The organism is Marinomonas sp. ATLA20, assembly GCF_057180105.1.
The window spans coordinates 44,527-68,720 of the sequence record NZ_JBXUKU010000001.1 but is presented as its reverse complement, the minus strand read 5'-3'; the positions used below and the strand labels follow the sequence as shown (position 1 = coordinate 68,720).

The window sequence follows — 24,194 nt, the reverse complement described above, 5'->3', positions numbered from 1 at the left end:
AGTTCACCTCTTCACTGCATTTATAGGCAGCTTATATAGAAGAATGCCTTACTCAATATTCTGGATCTGTTCCCTCATTTGCTCAATCAACACCTTTAATTCCACGGCGCTTTGGGTGGTTTCCACGACGATGGATTTTGACGAAAGGGTGTTGGCTTCGCGGTTGAGTTCTTGCATTAGGAAGTCGAGTCGGCGGCCGATGGGGCCTTTTTGTTGTAGCTGGCGGCGGACTTCTTTGGTGTGGGTCGCTAGGCGATCCAGTTCTTCGGCCACGTCGGCTTTTTGGGCCAGTAGGACGATTTCCGCTTCGACGCGCATTGGGTCTAGGTCGACTTTGGCGGCTTCGAGTTTATCCAGTAAGTTTTGTTTTTGCGCCGCGATGATCTCTGGCAGCTTGGCTTGTACTTCTACAACGATGGCGTCTATGGCATCAAGACGTTGTTCGATGATGTCTTTGAGTTGTGCGCCTTCACGTAGGCGAACTTGGATGAGTTCGTCTACCGATTGGTTAAAGAGTTCCACCACGGCTTTTTTGATGATCTCAAAGTCACTGCCTTCTTCGCTGAGGATGCCAGGCCATTTCAGAATGTCGAGAGGATTGGCAGGATCCAGATCTTTGAACCATGTGCCAAGCGTTTCTATGGCGTTTGCTAAGGCTTGGGCGTTATTTGGATTGATTGTCAGATTGGTAGCGGCTTTGTCTACGCCTTGGAAGCGCAGTTGGCATTCTAGTTTGCCGCGGTTGATTTTTTTACGCAGCACGTCACGAAAAGCAAACTCAAGCTCGCGGAAGTTTTCTGGTAGACGAAAACTAGGCTCTAGGTAGCGCTGATTCACTGAGCGAACTTCCCAGCTGATGGTTCCCCAATCGTATACGGCTTCTTGGCGTGAGAAGGCGGTCATGCTTGCTGTCATGTTGAGTACCTAAGTAAAAAATAAATAGAGAGACCTTTGCACGATTACTGTGCTTGCCAGTACTTTGTTAAAAATAGAGGCGACATTGTAGCCTAACCAGACTGTGTTCGACAGGTGTGCTCAATGTCATGTTTTCCTGTCGCTGGGGGCGCAATTTTATGTGGGTTCGTTATAATTGCGCCTTTATGATGTTTATCGATAGAGAGAGCAAGTATGCGTCCAAGCGGAAGAGAAGCAGATCAATTACGTCCCCTGAAAATCACGCGTAATTTTACCAAACATGCCGAAGGCTCGGTGCTGATCGAATGTGGCGACACGAAAGTTATTTGTACTGCGACTGTGGTTCATGGCGTGCCGCGTTTTTTGAAAGGCAAGGGCCAAGGTTGGATCACGGCAGAATATGGTATGTTGCCGCGTTCTACGCACAGCCGTGTGGATCGTGAAGCCGCCCGTGGTAAACAGACTGGCCGTACGGTTGAAATTCAGCGTTTGATTGGCCGTTCTTTGCGTGCGGCGGTGGATCTTAAAAAATTGGGCGAGAACACGATTACGATTGACTGTGATGTGATTCAAGCCGACGGCGGCACTCGTACCGCGTCTATCACTGGTGGTTTTGTTGCGTTAGCGGACGCGATGCGTGTCTTGGTTGAGAACAAAAAAATCAAAGCGAATCCAATCGTATCGCAAATTGCAGCGATTTCTGTGGGCGTTTATAAAGGCGTGCCTGTGTTGGATTTGGACTACCCAGAAGATTCAAACGCTGAAACAGACATGAACGTTATCATGAACGACAAAGGCGGTTTCATTGAGATCCAAGGCACTGCCGAAGGTGAAGCCTTTAGTGATGAGCAGATGATGGGCATGTTGGCTGTGGCGCGCAAAGGAATTAATGAAATCATGGAAGCGCAGCGCGCGGCCTTGTTCGACAAATAAAGATTTAGAACAGGTATGTATTAATGAAAACCAGACGTCAAAATACGGCGTCTGGTTTTTTTTGTGCCTAAGTTTGGCGGTAATCGTTTGTATTTACTTGAGGTACTGCGTTTTATACATCATATTTAATATAGGTTAATTGTTGAGGCCGACTGCTTTTTAAAATCAATAAGGTTATTTTATTTACCTAGATTTCATTGGAGAAGTTATGAGTCGCTATTGCTGCATTGCTTTATGTATTATTGGGACTCTTTTCTGCCGAATGGTTCAAGCGGAGGAGGTTGTACTTTATACGGTGCATTTTCCTCCTTACACTATTGATTCTAAAGAAGTCCCGTCGTCTACGCCGCTCAAACATGACGATGGCTTGTATGGGTTAGATGTGGACTTAATTCGTGCTGCCTATGCAACTCAAGGTGTGTCCGTTCGCTACAAAATAATGCCTTGGACTCGGGTTATGCGAGATGTGGAGGCTGGCCTTATTCTTGGTGGTATTTCATGCCATCCTCTTCCTTCTAGAGAACCCTTTTCTTTATTCTCCGACCCAGTCAGTCGCTCCTCTCTTGCTTTCGTCACACGACGTAATTTTTTATCAGACGGCAGCCATTCATTACAGGAGTTAAAAAAATACAAAACGTTAGTAGTAAACGGCTGGGCACCAATGAATATTTTGGATGCGAATGGAATACCTTACAGTATTGTTAATGAAGATAGACAAGGTTTGACGTTGCTGTTGCGCCGTAATCACGATGTATTTATGACAGGGAAAGAAAGTATCGCTTATGTCGCCAATACATTGGGTATTGCTGATCAATTGAGTTTTTATAACATCACAGACATGGAGTATAAGTATTATACGGTTTGCTTTAGCCGATCTTACAAGGGAGCCAGTATGTGGCGAGACAAATTGAATAAGGGATTGAAAGCAATTAAGCAATCTGGCGAATCCAGAGCGATTTATGTTCGTTATGGTATTCCATATTCGGAAGAAGGTTTATAACTCTGCATGTTGGCATTACGCAAACGACTTTCTTATAAACAGGCCAAATGGGCATTGATACTGATTTTATTGTTGAGCTTGTCGATGAGCTCTTTGCAGATTTTTGTAGACTGGCAAGACGAGAAAGCCACTATTAAATCCCAAGTCATGTCGACATTGTACATTGCCGAGAGTGCGGCGACGGAAGCGGCCTATTTATTGGATGAGGGCTTAGCCAAAAAAGTCCTTGCTGGACTGATGCGTTCGGGTAGTTTTTATAAAACGCGTTTGGAAGATGATTTGGGCAACGAGCTGGCAAGCACGTATCGTCCTTTGCAACCTATGTTTCTGCGGGGATTATCTGAACAAGTGTTCAGTGAATTGCCACAGGATTTCCGCTTGACGTTAATGCGGAATACTCACTTTTCTGTGGGAACCGTTATTGTCTCGATCGATAGTGGCGCGGTAACGAATGCTTTCTTACGTCGTAATATCCGTTTAATTAGTACTTCGTTTTTATCTGCGTTCCTACTTGGTGCTGCCATCTTTATTCTCTTTTATGTACAAATATCTCGGCCTCTTTCTCGGCTAATTGATCAATTAAGTTGGTTGGAAAAAGACGGCAATGATCCTGTGCAACTGCAATTTAAGCAAACTGCTCGAGAAGATGAGTTGGGGATTTTGGCTCGTACTATTACCGCACTTTGGCATAAGCGGAAAAAGGTCGAAACTGAGCTGGCAAAAAGCGAAGCCTACTTTAAAGCGGTACTGCACCAGTCTAGTGAATGTATGTTACTGACCAATTTGAAAGGGCAAATTCTCGACTGCAACGGCGAGGCGTGTCGATTATTGGCTTATGACAAACCCACATTATTGACGTTAAAAATTCAACATATAGATTTTGATCATACACCAGAGCAGTTGAAAGAATGGGCCAAGAGGCCTCAAGGCGAGGCTAAGGTCTATGAAACTAACTATCGTCGAAGTAATGGTGTCGACTTTCCGGTCGAAGTATGTGGAAACATTATTACTTTGGATCATGAAGCGCATTTTTTGGCTTCTTTTCGAGATATTACACAACGAAAATTAGATCAAGAACAGGTTCAGTTTTTGGTCTATTACGATGCTCTGACCAATTTGCCAAATCGACGGTTTTTAAATCAGAACATCGAAAATGTCATCAATACCGCGCAGGATAATGATCATGTTGGTGGCTTGTTATTTATCGACTTAGATCGCTTTAAAAATGTTAATGACTCCATGGGACATCACGTTGGTGATGCCCTTTTGGTTGAAACCTCAAAACGCCTTTTGGCTTGTTTGTCGGACGCGGATATTGCGGTTCGAATGGGCGGTGATGAGTTTGTGTTATTGATTCCTGTGTTGGGAAGGACGTTCGAAGAAGCACAAAGCAAAGTGACTTTGTTAGCAGAAACCTTGTTGTCACAGTTATCTAAGGTGTTCTGTTTAGAACAAACGGATTTATTTATATCAGCGAGCATTGGCATTTGCTTGTTTCCGTTTGAAGGGGCGAACGATGCTCAGATTTTACGCCAAGCCGATACCGCCATGTATGAAGCAAAGGAAAGTGGTCGTAATGCTTACCGTTTTTATAGACAAGAAATGCAACAGCAGGTTTCCGAGCGAGCTAAGTTGGAAAAAGCCTTACACAGCGCGATTGGCAATAATGAGTTTTACTTGGTGTATCAGCCACAAGTAAACCAAGACGGGCAACTAATAGGTTTTGAAGCGCTTATTCGTTGGTTTAATGAAGAGCTTGGGTTAGTGCCTCCCAATCGCTTTATTCCAGTCGCTGAAGAGGTTGGTTTAATTTACAGTGTTGGCAACTGGGTGTTAGAAAATGTTTGTCAGCAATTGAAAATATGGCAAGACATGGGCTTGCCATCGACGTTTAAAGGCGTAGCGATAAACATCAGCCCATATCAGTTTGCCAAGGAGTGCTTTGTTGAAATTGTCTGTGATGTGATCGATCGTTCCGAAGTTGATGCAGGCTTGCTTGATTTAGAGATCACCGAAGGCATGCTGGTGGATAACATCGCTTCTGTTGCTGAGAAAATGTGGCAACTCAAAGAACACAATATACGTTTTTCCATTGATGACTTTGGGACGGGGTATTCTTCACTGCGTTATTTGCAGCACTTTCCTATTACGCAATTAAAGATCGACCAATCATTTGTACGTGATTTAACGAGTGATCCACAGAGCCATGTGATCATTAATACAATCGTGTCTATGGCGACTCATATGAATCTATCTGTGTTGGCTGAAGGGGTGGAGTATCAGGAAGAAAAAGACATTCTAGCAAACATGGGGTGTGAGAAATATCAGGGGTATTTCTTTTCTAAACCTGTCAACGTCGACCTGGCAACGCAATATCTTTCTGGTGATATTACTTTCCCATTGCAGTTCCAAAACGCTTAACACCAAGATTGGCGCTAAATGTCAGTCATTGTGCGCGTTTTTGCGCCTTACAATCTATTGGTTCTTTGCGATCATTCTATTAGATACCATCCACAATGGTTAAGCATTAGCTTGGTGGAAAGGTCTCTAACAACAATAAAAATAAGGAGAAGCAAGGTGAAGAAACTGATTGGTATTGGAGTTGTAGCCACAATGGTGCTTAGTTCAGGTGCATATGCATCAGGCGATGTTTTGGCTGGTAAGTGGATGTTGCAAAACGCTGATAGTACGCAAGCCAAGCTGGACGAAGCGGTTGAAAACGTGGCGCAAGAGATGAATTTTTTCATTCGTGCTTTGGCGCGACCGGTATTGAAAAAACAAACACAGATTTGTCAGCAATGGACTTTGGGTTGGCAAGCCAAACAGTTCCAATGGCAGTGTGACAGTGAAGAAGCCAATAACATACCGCTTAGCGCTAATGGCGAAGTGATCAAGAAAGATGAAGAAGGCATCGAAATATCAGGTACCTACCAGCAAACGAATGATGCTGTGGTTGTGGTACTTGAATCTGAGCGAGGTAAACGCACCAACACGTGGAAACAAGTAAGTGATGATGAATTGCTGTTTACGGTTAAGCTAGAATCCGAAAAGCTACCGACACCTTTGACCTGGTCCTTGTCCTATAAAAAAGAGTAACGCTTTTGCTAAGCCGTTTCTCTTAAGGTGATGAATAAGAAAGCCCCAATAGATGTCTATTGGGGCTTTCTTGTGGGCTTTGTCTTTCTATTAACGCTTCACAGCACCTGTTGGGGCAAATTTAGCGCCTTTAAGTGGGTAGTTATTACGAATGTATTCCACTAGAACGTCAGCATCTACATAACCTGAGTTAACGTAGTTTGGATGATCAACGATTTTAGGGTAGCCATCACCGCCTGATGCTGAGTAGTTATTCATCGCGACGCGGTACGTTTTGCCAGCTTCTAATGCTTTACCATTCACCATGATGTTAGTTGCTTTGCCATCTTTTAGTGTTAAAGAGACGCCACTGAACTGAGCAAATGCGCCTGTGCCAGCTTGTTTTGCTGCCACTGCAGAAAGGTAATCCGTTAGCTCGTCTGCATTGAAATCTACATAAGACACCATGTTACCGAAAGGTTGAACTTTCAACACGCTCTTGTAGGTCACAACGCCTTTTTCTAAGTTGTCACGGATACCACCGGAGTTCATGATGCCGATATCTGCGCTGACTTTTTGCTTCATTGCTAAAGCTATTAAGTTGCCCAAGTTTGTCTCTTGGTTACGCACTACGCTGCGCTCGCCAACAAAATCTGCTTCTGAGAAACCAATTTCAATATTAAGCTCTTTCTGACCTTTTTCTTGGAAAGGCGTTAGCATTTCAAGCATGGTTAGATCTTGTGCAATTTCTTCTTCGATGAAGACGCGCTCAGATTTGCCATCGGCGGTTTTGACTTTTTTCTTCAAGTTAACTGGAATGAGTTTGTATTCAGACCAAACGATCGCGCCATTTTTGTAGACAAAGTCTAAGCGTCCAACGTATTTACCCCATTCGTGTGCTTGAAGAATAAGTGTGCCGTTTTGCTCATCCGGCTGGAACAGTGGATTCTGTGAGTGGCCACCAACAATGACATCGATGCCAGGAACCGTGCGGGCTAGCGTAACATCGCCAGGTGCATTACCGCCGTAGTTGCCGTCTTGGTAGTGACCCATGTGAGTCACAGCAACCACTAAGTCGGCTTTTTTACGTAGCTCAGGGATCAGTTTTTTCGCGACAGTAATCGGGGATTCGATCTTGATGCCACCTAGGAACTCAGGGTTACCCAGTTTAGCTGTGTCGTCAGTGGTGAAGCCCACAACCGCTATTTTAAGGTCATCTACTTGGAAAATTTTGTAAGCGTCAAACAAAGGCTTGCCCGTTTTTGCGTCTAAAATATTCGCAGAAAGGAAAGGAAAACCAGCCCATTCTTGTTGTTTCTTCAGGACAGAAAGCGGGTTGTCGAATTCGTGGTTACCCAATGCCATCGCATCGTATTTCAGCATCTTCATGCCACGGAAATCTGGCTCTGCGTCTTGTAGATCAGACTCTGGAACGCCTGTATTAATGTCACCACCCGATAGTAAAAGGGAATTGCCATCGTCTAATGCCACTTCTTCACGAATATTGTCGATCAAGGTTTTACGAGCGGCCATGCCGTATTCGCCATTGCCGTTTTGCCAGAAACGACCATGGTGGTCATTGGTGTGCAAGATGGTGACTCGATATTCTTTGTCTTCTTGCCAATCTGGCTTTTGCGGTCCCATCATAGAACATGCAGTCACAGATAACGCGACACCAGTAATGGCCAGCTGCGTGATAAAACGCTTAGTAAAATTCATGGTTTGATTCCTTTACATGATATTAATCGACAGTGCTTCAATTCGAGATAACCAAAGGCCACTTTAGAGTCGCTTGTTTGATTACAGTTCTTAAAATGTATCTCATATTTATGACAAGTTCGAGAGACTGTGCAGTAATTTTGACCATTTGTGCAATTACTTGGCATTTTAGCCAAAAAAAACCTGCCACAGTAAAAAGGTTGTGGCAGGTTTGCTTAAAAGGTTAACCGTTTAGCGTCGTGGTAAACGATTAAAGATCTAGACGTCGACCTGTTTCTTTATCAAAGGCTACCGCTTTTGAGGTATCAAACATCATTTTAATGATGGATCCTGCGTCAGCTGGGTACATTGGGTTAGAGCGGCAGTTGATTTCGGCATCGTTTACACGGGTCAAAATCATGGTATCCGCGCCCATAGGCTCAGTTACTTCGACTTCGATATCCGTTGTTGTCACAAAAGGCTGACCTTCTTTGTGCGGCTGAGGCTCCGTGATCATTTCAGGGCGTAAACCCAGTAGGATAGTTTTACCTACGTAGTCTTTTAGTGCCTCTGGTTTCGGGAATGGTAAGGCAACGGTTGTACTAGTAGCCAGTTCCAACATAGGCGTTCCGTCTTTTTCAATGACATTCGCTGGAATGAAGTTCATCGCTGGTGACCCCATGAAACCTGCAACGAACAAATTTGCTGGGTTATCGTAGATTTCTTGTGGTGTACCAAGCTGCTGCACTTCACCGTCTTTCATTACCGCAATGCGATCCGCTAGCGTCATGGCTTCGATCTGATCGTGTGTTACATAAACGATGGTTGTGCCCAGTTTTTTGTGCAGCTTCTTGATCTCTGTACGCATCTCTACACGCAATTTAGCATCTAGGTTAGACAATGGCTCATCAAACAAGTAAAGCTGAGGACGACGTGCTAAGGCGCGTCCCATGGCAACACGTTGACGCTGACCACCAGACAATTGCGCTGGTTTGCGGTCAAGCAGGTGACTAATTTGCAATAATTCAGCAACGCGTTGAACTTCTACGTCACGTTCTTCTTTTGGTACTTTGCGCATTTCCAAACCGAAAGAGATGTTTTGCTCTACGGTCATATTTGGATACAAGGCGTAAGACTGAAACACCATCGCGATATCACGATCTTTTGGGCTGGTGTAAGTCACGTCTTTGTCTGCGATTAGGATGCGACCTTCAGATACATCTTCTAGGCCCGCAATCGAGTTCATCAGGGTGGATTTACCACAACCAGATGGTCCAACCAAAATCAGGAATTCACCCGTTTTGATGGAAATATTGATGCCTTTTAAGATTTCAGTCTCGCCGTAGCGTTTTTTAACATTATCAATGACTAGGTTTGCCATGTTATTACTCCGAATTTTTTAGATCACTCGTGCTGTGTTAGGTAAAAGGCACGAGTGCATTTTGTCTTTATTGTTCGCTAGTTTGCTTAGGGCCTTTATTTAGCCCTTCACAGCGCCAGCTGTTAAACCACGGACGAAGTACTTTCCTGCAAATACGTAAACGGCCAGTGTTGGCAGTGCCGCGATAATGGCCGCGGCCATATCGACGTTGTATTCTTTACCGCCGAAGCTGGTGTTTACCAAGTTGTTCAAAGCAACCGTGACTGGCTGAGTATCAAAACCAGAGAAGGCCACACCAAATAAGAAGTCATTCCAAATCTGCGTAAACTGCCAAATTACCGTTACGACGATAATCGGTGTAGAAACCGGCAAAATAATGCGGTAGAAAATCGTAAAGAAGCCAGCGCCATCAAGGCGTGCTGCTTTCACCAATTCACCTGGAATCGACTGATAGAAGTTACGGAAGAACAGAGTCGTAAAGGCCACACCGTAAACCACGTGCACGAAGACCAAACCTGAGGTGGTATTGGCAATGCCTAACCAGCCTAGCGTTTGTGCCATTGGCAATAAGATAACTTGGAACGGAATGAAACAACCAACCAACATGGCGGCAAAGAAAAAATCGCTGCCACGGAATTTCCATAGGGAAATAACATAACCATTGATAGCACCCAATAAAGTCGAAATGGCTACCGCAGGCAACACGATTTGAAACGAGTTCATGAAGTAAGGCGAGATACCGCCACAGCTACCGCCAGTACAAGCACTTGACCAGGCTTTTGACCAAGACTCGAAATTCAAGGTAGCAGGCAAAGACAACAGTGTTCCTGTACGAATTTCTTCTACGTCTTTTAGTGAAGTAATCAACATGACGATAAACGGCATCAGATAAAACGCTGCCACCACGATCAATACGGTGTACAAGGCAACGCGTAATAGTTTGTCTAGGCCAGACGTTTTACGGCCAACGGCCTGTTTACTTGTAGAATTAAGGTTACTCATGGCGTTTACCTCGCAATTCAGAGTACAAATAAGGAACCAAAATCGCCAATACACAACCTAGCATCACCATAGCAGACGCCGAACCTAAGCCGATTTGGCTACGAGTAAAGGTGTAGGTGTACATGAAGTTAGCAGGCAAATCAGACGCGTAGCCTGGGCCACCATTGGTCAAAGCCGCCACCAAGTCGAAACTCTTAATGGCAATGTGCGACAGAACGACCAAGGCGCTGAAGAAGACAGGCTTAAGTGATGGCAAAATAATACGACGGTAAGTCGTAAATGTGCTGGCACCATCAAGGTGTGCGGCTTTAATAAGATCGCCATCTACGCCACGAAGGCCAGCTAGGAACAATGCCATGACGAAGCCAGAAGCTTGCCAAACGGCCGCGATAACCAAACAGTAAATAACCATGTCTGGATTAATCAACCAGTCGAATTTGAAGTTTTCAAAACCGAAGTCGATCATCATTTTTTCTAGGCCGTTGGTTGGGTTAAGCAACCATTTCCAAGCGGTACCGGTTACGATGAAAGAAATCGCCATTGGATAAAGATAGATAGTGCGGATCGCGCCTTCAGCGCGAATCTTTTGATCCAAGAAAATGGCAAGTGTCACGCCAAGGAACAAACAGATAGCAATAAACAAACCACCGAAGATCCCAAGGTTGGATAGGGCTACCATCCAGCGGTCGTTGTTGAATAGGCGCTCGTATTGATCGAAGCCGACAAAATTGTACGACGGCAACATACGAGAACCAGTAAAAGAGAGTACGGCAGTCCATATCATATAGCCGTAGATGCACACCAAGGTAACCAGTACCGTTGGGGCCATAACGATTTTAGGCATCCAATCGGCCAAGCTTAGGCGCGCAGGACGTCCTGACTGAGTCTGTCCTGACCCAGAATTGGCGGCTTTAGTGTTCATAATTGATGCTTCACTTTAGAAGAGAGACTGACAAAACGACGGGTTTGATGATGTGGTTAAAACCAGATCTATCTTCGCTCGCGGTGTTTCGTAACATTCTCTGGGAAATCTTAAGAGGAGGCTGGCCCTATGGCCAGCCTCGTATGTTTACTGCAGATTAGGGTTCTGCAGATTTATATCTTACATACTTGCTTTAACTGCGCGAGCCAGTTTATCAACCGCTTCTTTAGACGTCATAGATTCGTCATTGAAGAAGTTAGTCACGACGTCAAAGATAGCGCCTTGAACCATAGAGTTCACAGCCATGCCGTGAGCCATACTTGGTACTAGGTTGCCAGTAGTAGAACTTGCTAGGAACGCATCCATTGAAGAATGTGCACACGTATCAAATTTCTCGCGAGGCATATTCAAACGAACTGGAATAGAACCTTTGTTCAAGTTGAATGTTTCTTGGAATTTAGGTTCAAGAATCAAACGAGCAAGGTCTTTTTGAGCGGTTTGTTTTTCTTTGCCATCCACTTTAAACATGGCTAGAGAGTCGATATTGAAAGTGAAAGAGCCGCTTGTGCCTGGCGCTGGGTAACAAACGTAATCGATACCGGCTTTTTTGCCCGCTGCTGTGAACTCGCCTTTCGCCCAGTCCCCCATGATTTGCATTGCTGCATCACCATTGATAACCATAGACGTTGCGATGTTCCAGTCACGACCAGAGAAACCTGGATCTACGAATTCACGCATTTGCTTGAAGGTATCAAATACGTCGATCATGTCTTGGCTGCGTAGTGTTTTGTCAGACAAGCCGATGAACGCGCTGTTGTAGAATCGTGTGCCTTTAGCCAACGCGATGGCTTCGAACAAAGTCGCGTCTTGCCAGTTTTGGCCACCGTGAGCGAGAGGAGTGAAACCTGCTGCTTTGATTTTTTTCGCTTCAACGATGAACTGTTCCCAAGTCGTTGGGATAGACGCGCCAGATTTACGGAATACTTCAGGATTAGCCCACATCCAGTTTACGCGGTGAACGTTTACAGGCGCTGCTACGTAGTGACCGTCGTACTTCATCGTATTGCTAACCACTTGAGGAAGAATCACGTCCCAATCGTTAGCCTCAGCAACATCATCAAGATTGGTTAGGAAACCAAGGTCACCCCATTCTTGGATGGTTGGGCCTTTGATTTGAGCGGCAGAAGGTGGGTTGCCAGAAATAGCACGAGATTTTAGAACGGTCATAGCTGATTCACCACCGCCACCAGCGACTGCGAAGTCTTTCCAGGTGTGGCCAGCGTCTACCATTTCTTCTTTAAGTACATTGATCGCAGCGGCTTCGCCACCTGATGTCCACCAATGTAGAACTTCTACTTCACCAGCTTGAGCAGTAGCCGCGGCTAGAGAAAGTGCAACTGTGGTTAAACCGAAAGCAATTTTTTTCATGATAGGAACCTTTGTTATTGTTATATCATCCAACCAAAGACATTTTATAGACTTTGATGTCGCGTTATTTTTTATGTCGACTTCGCTTTCTGAAGGTCAGCTTAAGCGAGTGTTCGAGTTACAGAATTTAGCAAAGGATCTGACAATGGGGGGTAAAGTAGAGCAACCTATTGTAACAAAGTCTTGCAAAAGACATTTCCAAGTGACCTTTTTTTGCTTTTTAAATGACGATTTTATTCATTTTTCAAGCAATGAAAAACGTCTATTTATCTGTTGAAAGTTAATGCCTTGGTAGCCAGAGTTTGGCCTCTAAGCCTTGCTGTATATGGTTGCTCAGGGTGACTTCGCCGCCATGAGCACGGGCAATATTGCGTGCGATACTTAATCCTAAACCCATGCCGCCAGGGTGGCCGGAATGATCGGGTGTCAGGCGAGTATAAGGCTGAAAAACTTTGTCCATTTTATCAATCGGAATCCCCGGTCCTTGGTCACAAACTCGAATACAGACTTCGTCTTCATCGTCTTCGATATACACAATGGCGGTTTTTCCATAATACAGGGCATTATCGACAAGGTTTCCAAGACAGCGCTTTATAGCAAAGGGTTTGCCAATAAACGGATGTTCTAATTCGCCGACGACGGTGAGTTTCACGCCATGTAAATTGGCTGTAGATTGCATGTCTTTGAGCATTCTAGAAATGTTCACTTCGACACGGTTTTCATGAATATCGGTTTCTTTTACGCTCTGCAGTGCGCCTTTTAACAGCATGTCTAGGTCTTCTAAATCGCGAATCATGGCGTCGCGGATATCATCTTCATCCAACATTTCGGCGCGTAATCGTAAGCGCGTAATTGGTGTTTTAAGATCGTGAGAGATGGAGGCAAAGAGTCTTTCTCGGTCATTGAGATAGCGCTGAATACGGCGTTGCATGTCGTTAAAGGCTTTGGCGGTGTTGCGTACTTCAACACTGCCCACTTCTTTGATCGGTTGCCAATCACCTTGCCCAAAACGTTCTGCCGCGCGCGCCAAGGTCGCTAATGGACGAGTTACTCGGCGCAGTATCAGAATGCTCAGCAATAAAACGGTAATGACGGACATGGCCATGGAGAATAAACGATCGCCACTGAGTGCTGTGGTGCCATCCAAAAAATACGGATCGGGCATTAAGCTGGCAAGATACAGCCAGTTTTTGTCATTGATTGGAATTTGGATCACGATAATCGGTGGTGTGAGAGGCTTCACTAATAAGCTGTGATGTCCCCAGCGCTCTGGTAAATCAACAAGGCGGGTATGGTTGTTAATAACGTGTAAGTCGCTTGGGCTAGAGAAGGCGATTTTGGCGTTATGAATGCCTAACTGCTTGATCAGTGTCGACTGAACCTCGTTCTTGACGATGTCTTTGAGCGGCGAGTCGGGAATGTTGTTGATGCGGATTTCTTCTTTGTTGAGTGTCACAAAGAAGCGTGTGCCACCCATGTCTTGTAATTGATCGATGACAATATGGCGATAGTTGGTGGGTAAAGACGTGAAATAGCTAACCGTTGCTGCGATACGAAACGCCATATGTTTAGACACTTCACGCACGTTTTCTTCGGTATCAGACTCTAGTTGACGTAGCCATATAGAGGAGCTGATGAACTGTGCACTGGCCACACCCAGCGCCATGATAATCAGAATCTGCCCAGTCAGCGACTGGGACCAGCGCTTGAGGCGCGAGCGTTTACTAATTGGTGTGTTATTGGGCATCACTAATAACTTCGACGCTAGCGGTTAATATATAACCTTGACCGCGAATGGTTTTAATTAACTGCGGCTGTCGGGCGTCTTCACGTAAACGCTGGCGTAAGCGGCTAACATGCACATCGATAAAACGATCAAGCGGCGCGCTGTCGCGGCCACGTGTGTTTTCGGCGATAAGTTCGCGGGTTAGCACAGCGCCTGGATGAGTTAAGAACAGCATTAAAAGATTGTAATCTGCGCCAGATAACGACTCTTTCTCATCTTTAAAGTGCAATTCTCGTGACAGTGTATCTAACGTAAATTGCGCAAAACGATAGAACCGATGGGCAACGGGAGTCACTTCGACGACTTCTGTGTGCTCCATACGTCTTAAGATTGCTTTTATTCGTGCCAATAACTCTCGCGGATTAAATGGTTTCGCAAGGTAGTCATCGGCACCAATTTCTAAACCAATGATACGGTCCATTTCGTCGGAGTTGGCTGTCAGCATAATGACAGGAACTTGTGATTGAGCTCGTAAAGCACGACAAACGGCGAAGCCATCTTGTCCTGGTAGCATGATGTCCAAAATCACCAAGTCGACGTCTTGCTCTGCTTTGAAGTTAGCTAAGAAGGCTTCCCCAGAATCGGCTGTTAACACAGTGAACTGGTGCTTTTCTAAATACGTTTTGAGCAGGGTGCGAATCTCGTCGTCATCGTCTACAACATAGATACATTTTGCGTTGGTCATTATCTTGCTCAGTGGAGGGTTTAGGTCGTTAGCTATTATAAACTTGTCATGTCAGTTTTGAGTCTAGCAAGAAACTGACAGTGAACCAATTGCTCATATACGAGTTGAATTGAACTGCCTTTAAATAAATTAAATTGATTTAATGTATTCGGCCCTGCATAATTTTTCGACTACCCTTATTTCTATCTGCGTAGATTATGTCTGCAAACCAAAAAGAGACCGCAAAAATGACAACAAAAGTAATGGCGTTCGGCGAAGCCTTGATCGATTTCCTTTCTAATGGAGCAACTAAAGCAGGAGAGCTTGAATCTTTTACTAAATTCCCAGGTGGAGCGCCAGCGAACGTCGCTGTGGCTGTGGCTCGTTTGGGTGGTAACAGTCATTTCGTCGGCCAAGTAGGCGACGATGCGTTTGGTCATTTTTTGAAAACGTCTCTTGATGATTACGGCGTGAATACAGGCAATATGCTGATGACCAAAGAAGCCAAAACAGCGTTGGCTTTTGTGAGCTTGGATCAAACAGGGGAGCGTAGTTTTGAATTTTACCGTAGTCCTTCTGCGGATATTTTATTCCGTGAAAGCGATTTTCAAGCGGCTTGGTTTGCGGATAGCCAAGGGGTTTTCCATACCTGTTCAAATACATTGACGGATACCGATATTACTCAGGCCACTTTGGCGGGTGTGAGTATGGCTCGTGCTGCGAATTGGATTGTCAGTATTGATGTCAACTTGCGTACGAACCTTTGGCCAAATGGGCAAGTGGATAGCCAGCGTGTTATCGATTGGATGCAAAGTGGCGATGTGGTGAAAGCCAGCCTTGAAGAACTGGCGGTGCTAGCGGAAGATCCATTTGTTCTTATCGAGCAATCTCTTGCGGCGGGTGTGACCTTGTTTGTCTTAACGGATGGTGGAAACCCGATCCGCTTTTATACGGCCACTCATGGTGTAAGTGAAGTGATTACGCCAAAAGTGGAAGTAAAAGACACTACAGCAGCGGGTGATGCTTTTGTTGGTGGATTGCTTTATAAATTGGCCGAACAGGGTGGTGATCGTGCTGCATTGGCGACGTTATCACAGTCGCAGTTGGTGGATATTGTACGTTTTGCTGCGGCTTGCGGTGCTGATTCTGTGACGAAACTAGGCGCCTATCCTTCTTTGCCTTCGCTAGGTGAGGCGGAAGCGCAATTAAAGCGGTTTTAATGAATAAGATTGAGATGCAATCGTAAAGCAGATTTTAGTTAAACGGTTAAGAGACTATTAAGTTTGTTAATCGAAATGAAAAGCGTGGCTTAGCCACGCTTTTTTTATGTCTGAAAAGGCGCTTTAAATGCGCAAAAATAATGTACAAAACGGTTGGCTTATGATTAAAAATTGTGCATCAAGTGGCTGAATTTATAGTTAAAAGCGCTTTTTGCTGTTTTTTTATACAGATAAGGTGAATGAAATAAGATTCGCGTTTTTTGAAGAATCTACTAAATTTAAAAAACAATTAAGTCAATATTAAGGTCGTGAAGAGCTTGAAGCTCGGGTTTTGTTTGTTAATAATCAAATTCCTTCTTAATCCTTATAGAAGACATGTTTACCTTGTTTCGACCTACGATAATAAAAACAAAGGCGTGCTAGGGGATTCCCAAGCGAGCCTGTAAGGAGCAATGATGAAAAAATCTCTATTGTCTATGGCGGTAGCCCTGACACTTTCCGCAAATGCTGTTCATGCAGCTGACCTCATGTTTAAGCCTGGTGAAGATTCTCGTTTTAGTTGGAGCAGCTATGACGCTCTAAAATCGAATAAGCTATCTGGTGAAACTATCTCTATTTTTGGTCCTTGGACTGGTGATGAAAAAATCAACTTTGAACGGGTTGCCGCTTACTTTGAAGAAGCCACTGGCGCTAAAGTGAAATACGCAGGTTCAGACTCTTTTGAACAGCAAATCGTGATTGATACTCAAGCCGGTAGTGCGCCAAATATTTCTGTTTTCCCCCAGCCTGGTTTAGCGGCTGACTTAGCAGCGAAAGGCTTTTTGACGCCACTTAGCGATAAGGTCAAAGATGGCGTGAAAAACGACTACGCTGCAGGTCAGTCTTGGGTGGATCTAGCTACTTTTAAAGACAAGCAAGGCGACAAAGAATTTTACGGTGTGTTTTATCGTGCAGATTTGAAATCGTTAGTTTGGTACTCACCAGATAACTTTGACGATGCTGGTTACGACGTCCCTGAAACTATGGAAGACCTAAAAGCCTTAACCAAGCAAATCGTCGCTGATGGTGGTACGCCTTGGTGTATCGGTTTGGGTTCTGGCGCGGCAACGGGTTGGCCTGCAACAGACTGGGTAGAAGACCTTATGTTGCGTACTCAGCCAGCATCGGTTTACGACAAATGGGTAACGAATGAAATTAAATTCGATGATCCTCGTGTTGTTGGGGCGATTGAAGAATTTGGCTGGTTCGCACGTAATGATAAGTTTGTCGATGGTGGTGCCGGAGCGGTTGCGTCTACAGACTTCCGTGATAGTCCAAAAGGTTTGTTCGCTTCACCGCCTAAATGTTATTTGCATCGTCAGGCGTCGTTTATTCCTGCTTTCTTTCCAGAAGGCACGAAATTGGGTCTAGATGCAGACTTCTTCTACTTCCCATCTTACGCGTCGAAAGACTTAGGTAACCCAGTATTGGGTGCTGGTACCTTGATGAGCGTGACAAATGACTCCAAAGGCGCTCGTGCGTTTATCGATTTCATTCGCTCGCCAATCGCTCATGAGTTGTGGATGGCACAAACTGGCTTTATCTCTGCCCACTTGAAAGCAAACCCAGAAACATACTCAAGTGAAGCGGCGAAGAAACAAGGTGAGATTTTGCGCTACGCAACCACGTTCCGTTTCGATGCGTCTGACTTGATGCCAGGTAAAATCGGTGCTGGTTCTTTCTGGACGGGAATGGTTGATTACACTGGTGGTGAAGATGCCAAAGAAGTGGCTCATGACATCCAAAAAACATGGGATGCCTTGAAGTAATTCTTTGTTAAGCCCTAGAGCAATATTCGCTCTAGGGCTTTTTGTATTTGTTTTATAAGTAAAGCGGTTGCCGTTTTTTAATCGTCACTGCATTGATATATTTTGGAGATTCTATGGGACAGCTTGCCTCGGCGTTAGTGACCATGATTCTAGGAGTTATGGGGTGTGCCGCGTATTTTTACGGTTCAAACTTCCTTTTAGATAAAATATTCCCAACCAAAAGCGGTGAGCCTGCTGTGGTCGCACGCAATTTACGTGTGGCGAACAATATTCGCCCTTGGTTGTTTTTAGGCCCTGCGGTTTTGCTGCTGACGTTTTATCTTTTTTATCCTGTTATTGATTCCATTCGTTTGTCATTTTATGGCCGCAGCGGCGAAGACTTTGTTGGTCTTGCAAACTACACATGGTTATTTGGCAGTGATGAGTTCTATGAATCTTTCCGTAACAACATGCTGTGGTTAATTGTTGTACCAACGGCGGCTACCTTTTTTGGTTTGATTATTGCGACCATGACCGATCGTATTTGGTGGGGCAATATCGCAAAAAGTTTGATCTTCATGCCGATGGCGATCTCTTTTGTGGGCGCGTCGGTCATTTGGAAATTTATTTACGATTTTCGTACTGGTGGCGAAGATCAAATTGGTTTGTTAAATGCTTTGGTGGTCTTTTTTGGTGGTGAACCTCAGACATGGCTGACCATTCCAATTTGGAACAATTTCTTCCTGATGGTTATCTTGATTTGGATTCAAACTGGGTTTGCCATGGTGATTCTGTCTGCTGCGTTACGTGGCATTCCAGATGAAACGATTGAAGCAGCCGTGTTAGACGGTGCTAATGGTTTTCAAATTTTCTACAAAATTATGGTGCCACAAATTTGGGGAACCATTGCGGTGGTTTGGACCACTATTACCATTTTAGTTTTGAAGGTTTTCGATATCGTATTGGCGATGACAAATGCCCAGTGGGGCACTCAAGTGTTGGCGAATCAGATGTTTAGTTGGATGTTTAATGGCGGTGGCGACTTTGGTCGTGGCGCGGTGATTGCGTTGGTTATTATGGTTCTGGTTATCCCTATCATGGTGTGGAATATTCGTCGCGCCAATGCCGAAATGGAGGGGCGTTAATATGATTACGTCATCGAAACGCACTCCGTTAACGTTTTTAGTCCATGCGACTGTTTTGTTCTTGGTGATTATTTGGACTATCCCGACGGCGGGTTTGTTTATTTCTTCGATTCGCGATAAAAGCCAGCTGTCTACATCTGGCTGGTGGACAGCGCTATCGACGTCGGAACAACGACTTGTGGCGCGTGCTCACGAGCCGAAAAAACAACAACAAGAAGGTGATCGTTTTGTTATTCGCGGTAATCTTTTTGAAGGCTCTCCAGGAGAAATAACTCAGTTTGGTTCTAGCTCTTTAAGACCGGATGAATTTGACGTTGGTCAGGTTGCTGAGCTTAAAAAAGGCGAGACTTTGCAAGTAATGGAAAATGGCGATTATGTATTTTCTTCGCCTGTAAAGTGGCAAGGCTCTCGTGGCGATCGTATTTTCTATACCGCTGAGATTCCCCCGCGTTTTACATTAGATAACTATCGTGAAGTATTGAGCGCAGAAGGTTTAGGTAAGTCGTTTATCAACTCGTTAACGGTCACTATTCCCGCGACCATTATTCCGATTCTTGTCGCGGCGTTTGCGGCTTATGCGTTGGCGTGGATGCGTTTTCCTGGCCGAGCACTGCTGGTGGCTGCTGTGGTGGGCTTGTTGGTTGTGCCGCTGCAAATGTCGCTGATTCCGCTGTTGAAAACCTATAACTTGATCGGTGAGTTTTTTGGCGTTGGGTCGAAAACTTACGTGGGGATTTGGTTGGCGCATACGGGGTTTGGTTTGCCTTTGGCGATTTATCTATTGCGTAACTATATTGTTGGTTTGCCAAGAGAAATTATTGAATCTGCGCGTGTGGATGGTGCTTCAGACTTTGATATTTTCCGTAAGATTGTTTTACCACTGTCTTTTCCTGCATTGGCGTCCTTTGCCATATTCCAGTTCCTTTGGGTATGGAACGATTTGCTAATAGCCATGGTATTCCTAGGGAATGATGCGGATCACATGGTATTAACAGGTCAACTTCGTGAATTGCTTGGTTCTCGTGGTGGCAACTGGGAAATCCTAACGGCGTCGGCATTTATTACCATTATTATTCCTTTGTGTGTCTTCTTTGGTTTACAGCGCTATTTAGTGCGCGGTTTGCTAGCAGGCTCGGTGAAGTAACAAAACCTAGGCAGGTGAGTCGAGCGTTTGCTCCTCACCAAAGGTATGAATTTAGATTGAGGCAGTAGAATCATGGCTGATGTAAAACTCACCAATGTTAAGAAAATTTATTCGAATAATGTTGAAGTTCTAAAAGACATTAATCTGGACATCAAGCAGGGCGAATTCATTGTTTTCGTCGGACCATCAGGTTGCGGTAAATCTACGTTATTGCGCATGATTTCAGGGTTAGAAGAAATCTCGGCTGGTACATTGGAAATTGATGGTGTCGTGGTTAATGACGTGCCGCCAGCATTGCGTGGTATTGCGATGGTGTTTCAAAGCTATGCCTTGTACCCGCACATGACGGTGTATGACAACATGGCGTTCAGTTTGCAAATTGCTAAAACAAGCAAAGCCGATATTGACCAGCAAGTTCGTAAAGCCGCGGATATGCTGCAATTAACGCCGTATCTAGATCGTTTGCCTAAGGCGCTTTCTGGTGGGCAGCGTCAACGTGTGGCGATTGGCCGTGCGATTGTGCGTCGTCCAAAAGTCTTCTTGTTTGATGAACCTTTATCTAACTTGGATGCGGCGCTTCGTGTAGCAACACGTATGGAAATCGCCAATTTGAAAGACAGCATGCCTGACTCAACCATGATTTATGTGACCCATGATCAGGTGGAAGCCATGACTTTGGCGGATCGCATCGTGTTGTTGTCCGGCGGCGACATTGAGCAAGTTGGTTCACCACTAGAGCTTTATGAGCACCCTGCAAATGTTTTTGTGGCGAAATTTATAGGGTCGCCTGCGATGAACATCGTACCTTGTCGTATTGAGCAAACTGGCGCACAAACCTTGGTGTCTTTGTCAGCTTCTGCGTCGATTCAAACCCCTATCGTGACGGAATCAAGTGAGCAAGCGAAACCAGCCTTCTTTGGTATTCGTCCCGAAGATATGGTCGTTGTGTCTGCGGAACAAGATAGCCTTTTCTCTGGTGAGGTGGCCTTTGTGGAATCCCTTGGTGAAGCCACTTTGCTGTATGTAAAAATTCCAGGGGCTGACGAGATGGTTATTGCTAAGCAAGCTGGAACATTGAATATTGAGCGAGGCGATAAAGTGTATTTATCTGCGCCTGCTGAAAAAATGCATTTGTTCGATGAGAATGAGCAGTCTTATTTGCGCAAAGGCTAATGAATTTGTATGTGACTAGCACTGCTAGTCATAGTGTTATTTTAATGGGGCAATGCAATGGCGTTGCCCCACGTTTTATCTTTTTTGGAGAGTCTTGATGACAACCAATCTGAACTGGTGGAAAGGTGGGATTATTTATCAAATTTACCCACGTAGTTTTATGGATGCAAATGGCGACGGTGTTGGCGATCTAGCCGGTATCACAAGTAAGTTAGATTACGTTGCATCGCTTGGTGTAGATGCTATTTGGCTGTCGCCTATCTTTACTTCTCCAATGAAAGATTTTGGCTATGACGTATCAGACTATTGTGATATCGATCCTATGTTTGGCTCGTTGGCTGATTTTAAAGCCTTGGTAGATCGTTCCCATGAGTTGGGATTAAAAGTCATGATCGATCAGGTGATTAGCCATTCGGCTGATGTTCACCCTTGGTTTGAAGAGAGTCGTCAGGATAAAACCAACCCAAAAGCGGACTGGTATGTTTGGTCTGATCCTAAGCCAGATGGGTCACCGCCAAATAATTGGTTGTCTATCTTTGGTGGCAGTGCATGGAAATGGGACAGCCGTCGTTTGCAGTATTATTTGCATAACTTTTTAGAGTCTCAGCCAGATTTTAATTTCCATAACCCAGAAGTTCGTCAGGCGCATTTGGATAATATGCGTTTTTGGTTAGAGCTTGGTGTGGATGGTTTCCGTTTGGATACGGTGAACTTCTATTTCCACAGTGAAGGTTTGGAAGACAACCCACCTGTGCCAGCTGGTGAGCCAAAAACCATGGGTGCGCCACACGATAACCCTTACACTTATCAACGTCATGTGTACGATCTTAGTCGTCCAGAAAACTTGGATTTCTTAAAAGATTTACGCATCATGATGAATGAGTTTCCAGGTAGTACCATGGTGGGCGAAATCGGTGATGATTTCCCTCTGAAACGCATGGCGGAATACACGTCTGGCGGTGATAAGTTGCACATGGCTTATACTTTCGACTTTTTAAATAAGCCCCACTCTCCAGAATACATTCGCAAAACTTTGGCAGACATGAATAACATTGTGGGCGATGGTTGGCCTTGTTGGGCGTTATCAAACCATGATGTGGTGCGTTCTCGCACTCGTTGGGGCGCAGACGAAGATGGCAAAGCGTATCCTTTGATTGCTTTGGCGCTTATCGTATCGCTTCGCGGTAGTGTTTGTTTGTATCAAGGTGAAGAACTTGGCTTACCTGAAGCTGACGTGCCGTTTGAGCGCATTCAAGATCCTTATGGCATTCCACTATGGCCTGTTTTTAAAGGCCGTGATGGCTGTCGTACGCCGATGGTGTGGGATAAGTCGACATTGGGTGGATTTTCTACGGTTGAGCCTTGGTTACCAGTTTCTCAAGAGCAGTTGCCGTTGAGTGTGGCTGAACAAGAAGCGAATCCTGATGCTTTGTTGCACAAGGTTCGTCAGCTGATTCATTGGCGTCAGCAACAACCAGCGTTAGTGAATGGCGAATTGTCGCAGCTTGATCTTGGTAATGAGCAATTAATTGCTTTGGTGCGTGAATACGACGGTGTTCGCCTTCTGGTAGTGCTAAACATGACGAGTGAAGCGCAGCAAGCGATGCTAAACGTAGAGCTTGCCGAAGTGCTGCAGGGGCATGGTTTTGAATCAACTCTGGACGGTCAGATTTTGACCTTGCCAGCTTATCAAGCGTTTTACGCTAAGTTGTCTTAAGTCGTATTGCGCGCAGTTTATTGAGTTAATACGAAACAGGCTAATCACGCTTTGTGTGGATTAGCCTGTTCGTTGAAACTCTTTCTGGTTACGAGTAGTTAGTATGACAAAAAACATAAAAAAACTGACTTTAAAAGACGTTGCTGATCGATTAGAAGTTTCCACGGCGACTATCTCAAACGCTTTTAATCGCCCCGACCAGCTGTCGGCGACGTTGCGTGAAAATATTTTAAGCGAGTGCGAAAAAATGGGCTATTTTGGCCCTAATGCCGCGGCTCGTAGTCTGCGTACTGGCCGTACAGGAATCGTCGGCATTGTCTTGTCTGATGATCTTAGTTACAGCTTAACGGATCCGGTTGCCAATCAATTTCTAAAAGGCATGGCGGAAGTGTTTGAAGCTAACGAATACAACATGTTGCTGTTGTCCTCGGATCAAGTTGAACAAGACGCACAAAGCCGTATGCAATCTTCTATGGTAGATGGTTTTATTGTTTACGGACATAAACCGCAGCAGTGTATTAATGCACCTTGGTTGATGCCGAATAAAAACATCATCACGGTGGATAGCTTTATTCCTGGTACAACGTCAGTAAATATCGAAAATCACAGTGGCGCTTATCAAATTGCCAGCCACGCTTTGCAACATAAGCCTGAGGCTGTGGCAATTTTGGGCTTGAGTTTGTTGGCGACAGATCGTGTGTGTCGCATTCGTGAAGACGAGTTGTTTGATCGCGCCGCGTCTATTTCGATTCAGCGTTTGCATGGTTACTTTGATGCCTTGGCAGAACATCAGCTGTCGGTTGCATCCGAGCATATTTGGAATATCCCTGAGAACAACCATAAGTTAGCCTATCAGGCCGCACGTGAAGCTTTGACTATGGCTAAACGTCCACAATTACTCTTGTGCATGAGTGATTGTATTGCCATTGCGGCGGTGCAAGCCGCTTTGCATATGGGCTTGCGTGTGCCAGAAGATCTGCAAGTGGTTGGCTTTGATGGCATTGCTGAAAGCGCTAATATTCACCCTTCTATTACGACAATTCACCAACACACAGTGGAAAAAGGTCGTGTTGCCGCTGAGGTATTTTTAGGGCTGCGAGAGGCCAAAGACGTCGTGCTAGAAACCGAGTTGGTGATTCGTGAAAGCTGCCCTACGGCATCTAACCATGTTGAATCCGTGTCTGCTGAGCCTGCGCTCGCGTAA

Annotated in this window: 19 protein-coding genes; 11 read left to right on the top strand and 8 right to left on the bottom strand. The window is 45.0% G+C overall.

Annotation, left to right across the window (positions count from 1 at the left end):
- Positions 1–48: 48 nt before the first annotated feature.
- Positions 49–915: a YicC/YloC family endoribonuclease gene (locus AC2A4J_RS00275; RefSeq protein WP_205116489.1), complete on the bottom strand. Its 867-nt coding sequence runs from the start codon at positions 913–915 to the stop codon at positions 49–51.
- Positions 916–1,128: 213 nt separating this feature from the next.
- On the opposite strand from AC2A4J_RS00275, the gene rph reads away from it, so the two are divergent.
- From rph to AC2A4J_RS00255, 4 genes are all read left to right on the top strand, one after another.
- Positions 1,129–1,848 (top strand): ribonuclease PH, encoded by a 720-nt coding sequence (gene rph, locus AC2A4J_RS00270; protein ID WP_114411413.1) that lies wholly within the window; start codon positions 1,129–1,131, stop codon positions 1,846–1,848.
- 208 nt (positions 1,849–2,056) lie between these two features.
- Positions 2,057–2,848 (top strand): substrate-binding periplasmic protein, encoded by a 792-nt coding sequence (locus AC2A4J_RS00265; protein WP_484174462.1) that lies wholly within the window; start codon positions 2,057–2,059, stop codon positions 2,846–2,848.
- A 6-nt stretch (positions 2,849–2,854) separates the two neighbouring features.
- On the top strand, positions 2,855–5,269 hold the full coding sequence (locus AC2A4J_RS00260; protein ID WP_484174461.1) for a putative bifunctional diguanylate cyclase/phosphodiesterase: 2,415 nt from the start codon (positions 2,855–2,857) through the stop codon (positions 5,267–5,269).
- Positions 5,270–5,425: 156 nt separating this feature from the next.
- Positions 5,426–5,944 (top strand): hypothetical protein, encoded by a 519-nt coding sequence (locus AC2A4J_RS00255; RefSeq protein ID WP_484174460.1) that lies wholly within the window; start codon positions 5,426–5,428, stop codon positions 5,942–5,944.
- 90 nt (positions 5,945–6,034) lie between these two features.
- Here AC2A4J_RS00255 and ushA read toward each other — a convergent pair whose 3' ends face one another.
- The 7 genes from ushA to AC2A4J_RS00220 form a co-directional block, all read right to left on the bottom strand.
- Positions 6,035–7,642: a bifunctional UDP-sugar hydrolase/5'-nucleotidase UshA gene (gene ushA, locus AC2A4J_RS00250; protein ID WP_484174459.1), complete on the bottom strand. Its 1,608-nt coding sequence runs from the start codon at positions 7,640–7,642 to the stop codon at positions 6,035–6,037.
- Between the two features lie 250 nt (positions 7,643–7,892).
- Entirely contained in the window at positions 7,893–9,002 is a 1,110-nt protein-coding gene (locus AC2A4J_RS00245; RefSeq protein ID WP_484174458.1) for an ABC transporter ATP-binding protein, read from the bottom strand.
- A 99-nt stretch (positions 9,003–9,101) separates the two neighbouring features.
- Complete coding sequence (locus AC2A4J_RS00240; RefSeq protein WP_484174457.1) at positions 9,102–10,004, bottom strand: carbohydrate ABC transporter permease; 903 nt, start codon at positions 10,002–10,004, stop codon at positions 9,102–9,104.
- Positions 9,997–10,926: a carbohydrate ABC transporter permease gene (locus AC2A4J_RS00235; protein WP_255827192.1), complete on the bottom strand. Its 930-nt coding sequence runs from the start codon at positions 10,924–10,926 to the stop codon at positions 9,997–9,999. Before AC2A4J_RS00235 ends, AC2A4J_RS00240 begins: the two co-directional genes overlap by 8 nt.
- Positions 10,927–11,106: 180 nt before the next feature.
- The gene (locus tag AC2A4J_RS00230; protein ID WP_255827191.1) at positions 11,107–12,354 is read right to left on the bottom strand and encodes an ABC transporter substrate-binding protein; all 1,248 of its coding nucleotides are present in this window, start codon (positions 12,352–12,354) and stop codon (positions 11,107–11,109) included.
- Positions 12,355–12,634: 280 nt separating this feature from the next.
- A complete protein-coding gene (locus AC2A4J_RS00225; RefSeq protein ID WP_484174456.1) occupies positions 12,635–14,101 on the bottom strand; it encodes an ATP-binding protein in 1,467 nt (488 codons plus the stop codon).
- On the bottom strand, positions 14,091–14,825 hold the full coding sequence (locus AC2A4J_RS00220; protein WP_304941370.1) for a response regulator: 735 nt from the start codon (positions 14,823–14,825) through the stop codon (positions 14,091–14,093). Before AC2A4J_RS00220 ends, AC2A4J_RS00225 begins: the two co-directional genes overlap by 11 nt.
- 227 nt (positions 14,826–15,052) lie before the next feature.
- Here AC2A4J_RS00220 and AC2A4J_RS00215 point away from each other — a divergent pair, with 227 nt between their 5' ends.
- The 7 genes from AC2A4J_RS00215 (at position 15,053) to AC2A4J_RS00185 (ending at position 24,194) form a co-directional block, all read left to right on the top strand.
- Positions 15,053–16,024 carry a carbohydrate kinase family protein gene (locus AC2A4J_RS00215; protein WP_255827189.1) on the top strand — a complete coding sequence of 324 codons (972 nt, stop codon included), beginning with the start codon at positions 15,053–15,055 and terminating at the stop codon, positions 16,022–16,024.
- A gap of 455 nt (positions 16,025–16,479) precedes the next feature.
- Entirely contained in the window at positions 16,480–17,832 is a 1,353-nt protein-coding gene (locus AC2A4J_RS00210) for an ABC transporter substrate-binding protein (RefSeq protein ID WP_484174455.1), read from the top strand.
- Between the two features lie 113 nt (positions 17,833–17,945).
- On the top strand, positions 17,946–18,956 hold the full coding sequence (locus AC2A4J_RS00205; RefSeq protein WP_255827187.1) for a carbohydrate ABC transporter permease: 1,011 nt from the start codon (positions 17,946–17,948) through the stop codon (positions 18,954–18,956).
- Position 18,957: 1 nt separating this feature from the next.
- Complete coding sequence (locus AC2A4J_RS00200) at positions 18,958–20,100, top strand: carbohydrate ABC transporter permease (protein WP_484174454.1); 1,143 nt, start codon at positions 18,958–18,960, stop codon at positions 20,098–20,100.
- 72 nt (positions 20,101–20,172) lie between these two features.
- The gene (locus AC2A4J_RS00195; protein WP_255827185.1) at positions 20,173–21,273 is read left to right on the top strand and encodes an ABC transporter ATP-binding protein; all 1,101 of its coding nucleotides are present in this window, start codon (positions 20,173–20,175) and stop codon (positions 21,271–21,273) included.
- A 97-nt stretch (positions 21,274–21,370) separates the two neighbouring features.
- Positions 21,371–22,990, top strand: coding sequence for an alpha-glucosidase family protein (locus AC2A4J_RS00190; RefSeq protein WP_255827184.1), 1,620 nt, complete (start codon positions 21,371–21,373; stop codon positions 22,988–22,990).
- A gap of 103 nt (positions 22,991–23,093) precedes the next feature.
- Positions 23,094–24,194 (top strand): LacI family DNA-binding transcriptional regulator, encoded by a 1,101-nt coding sequence (locus tag AC2A4J_RS00185; RefSeq protein ID WP_255827183.1) that lies wholly within the window; start codon positions 23,094–23,096, stop codon positions 24,192–24,194.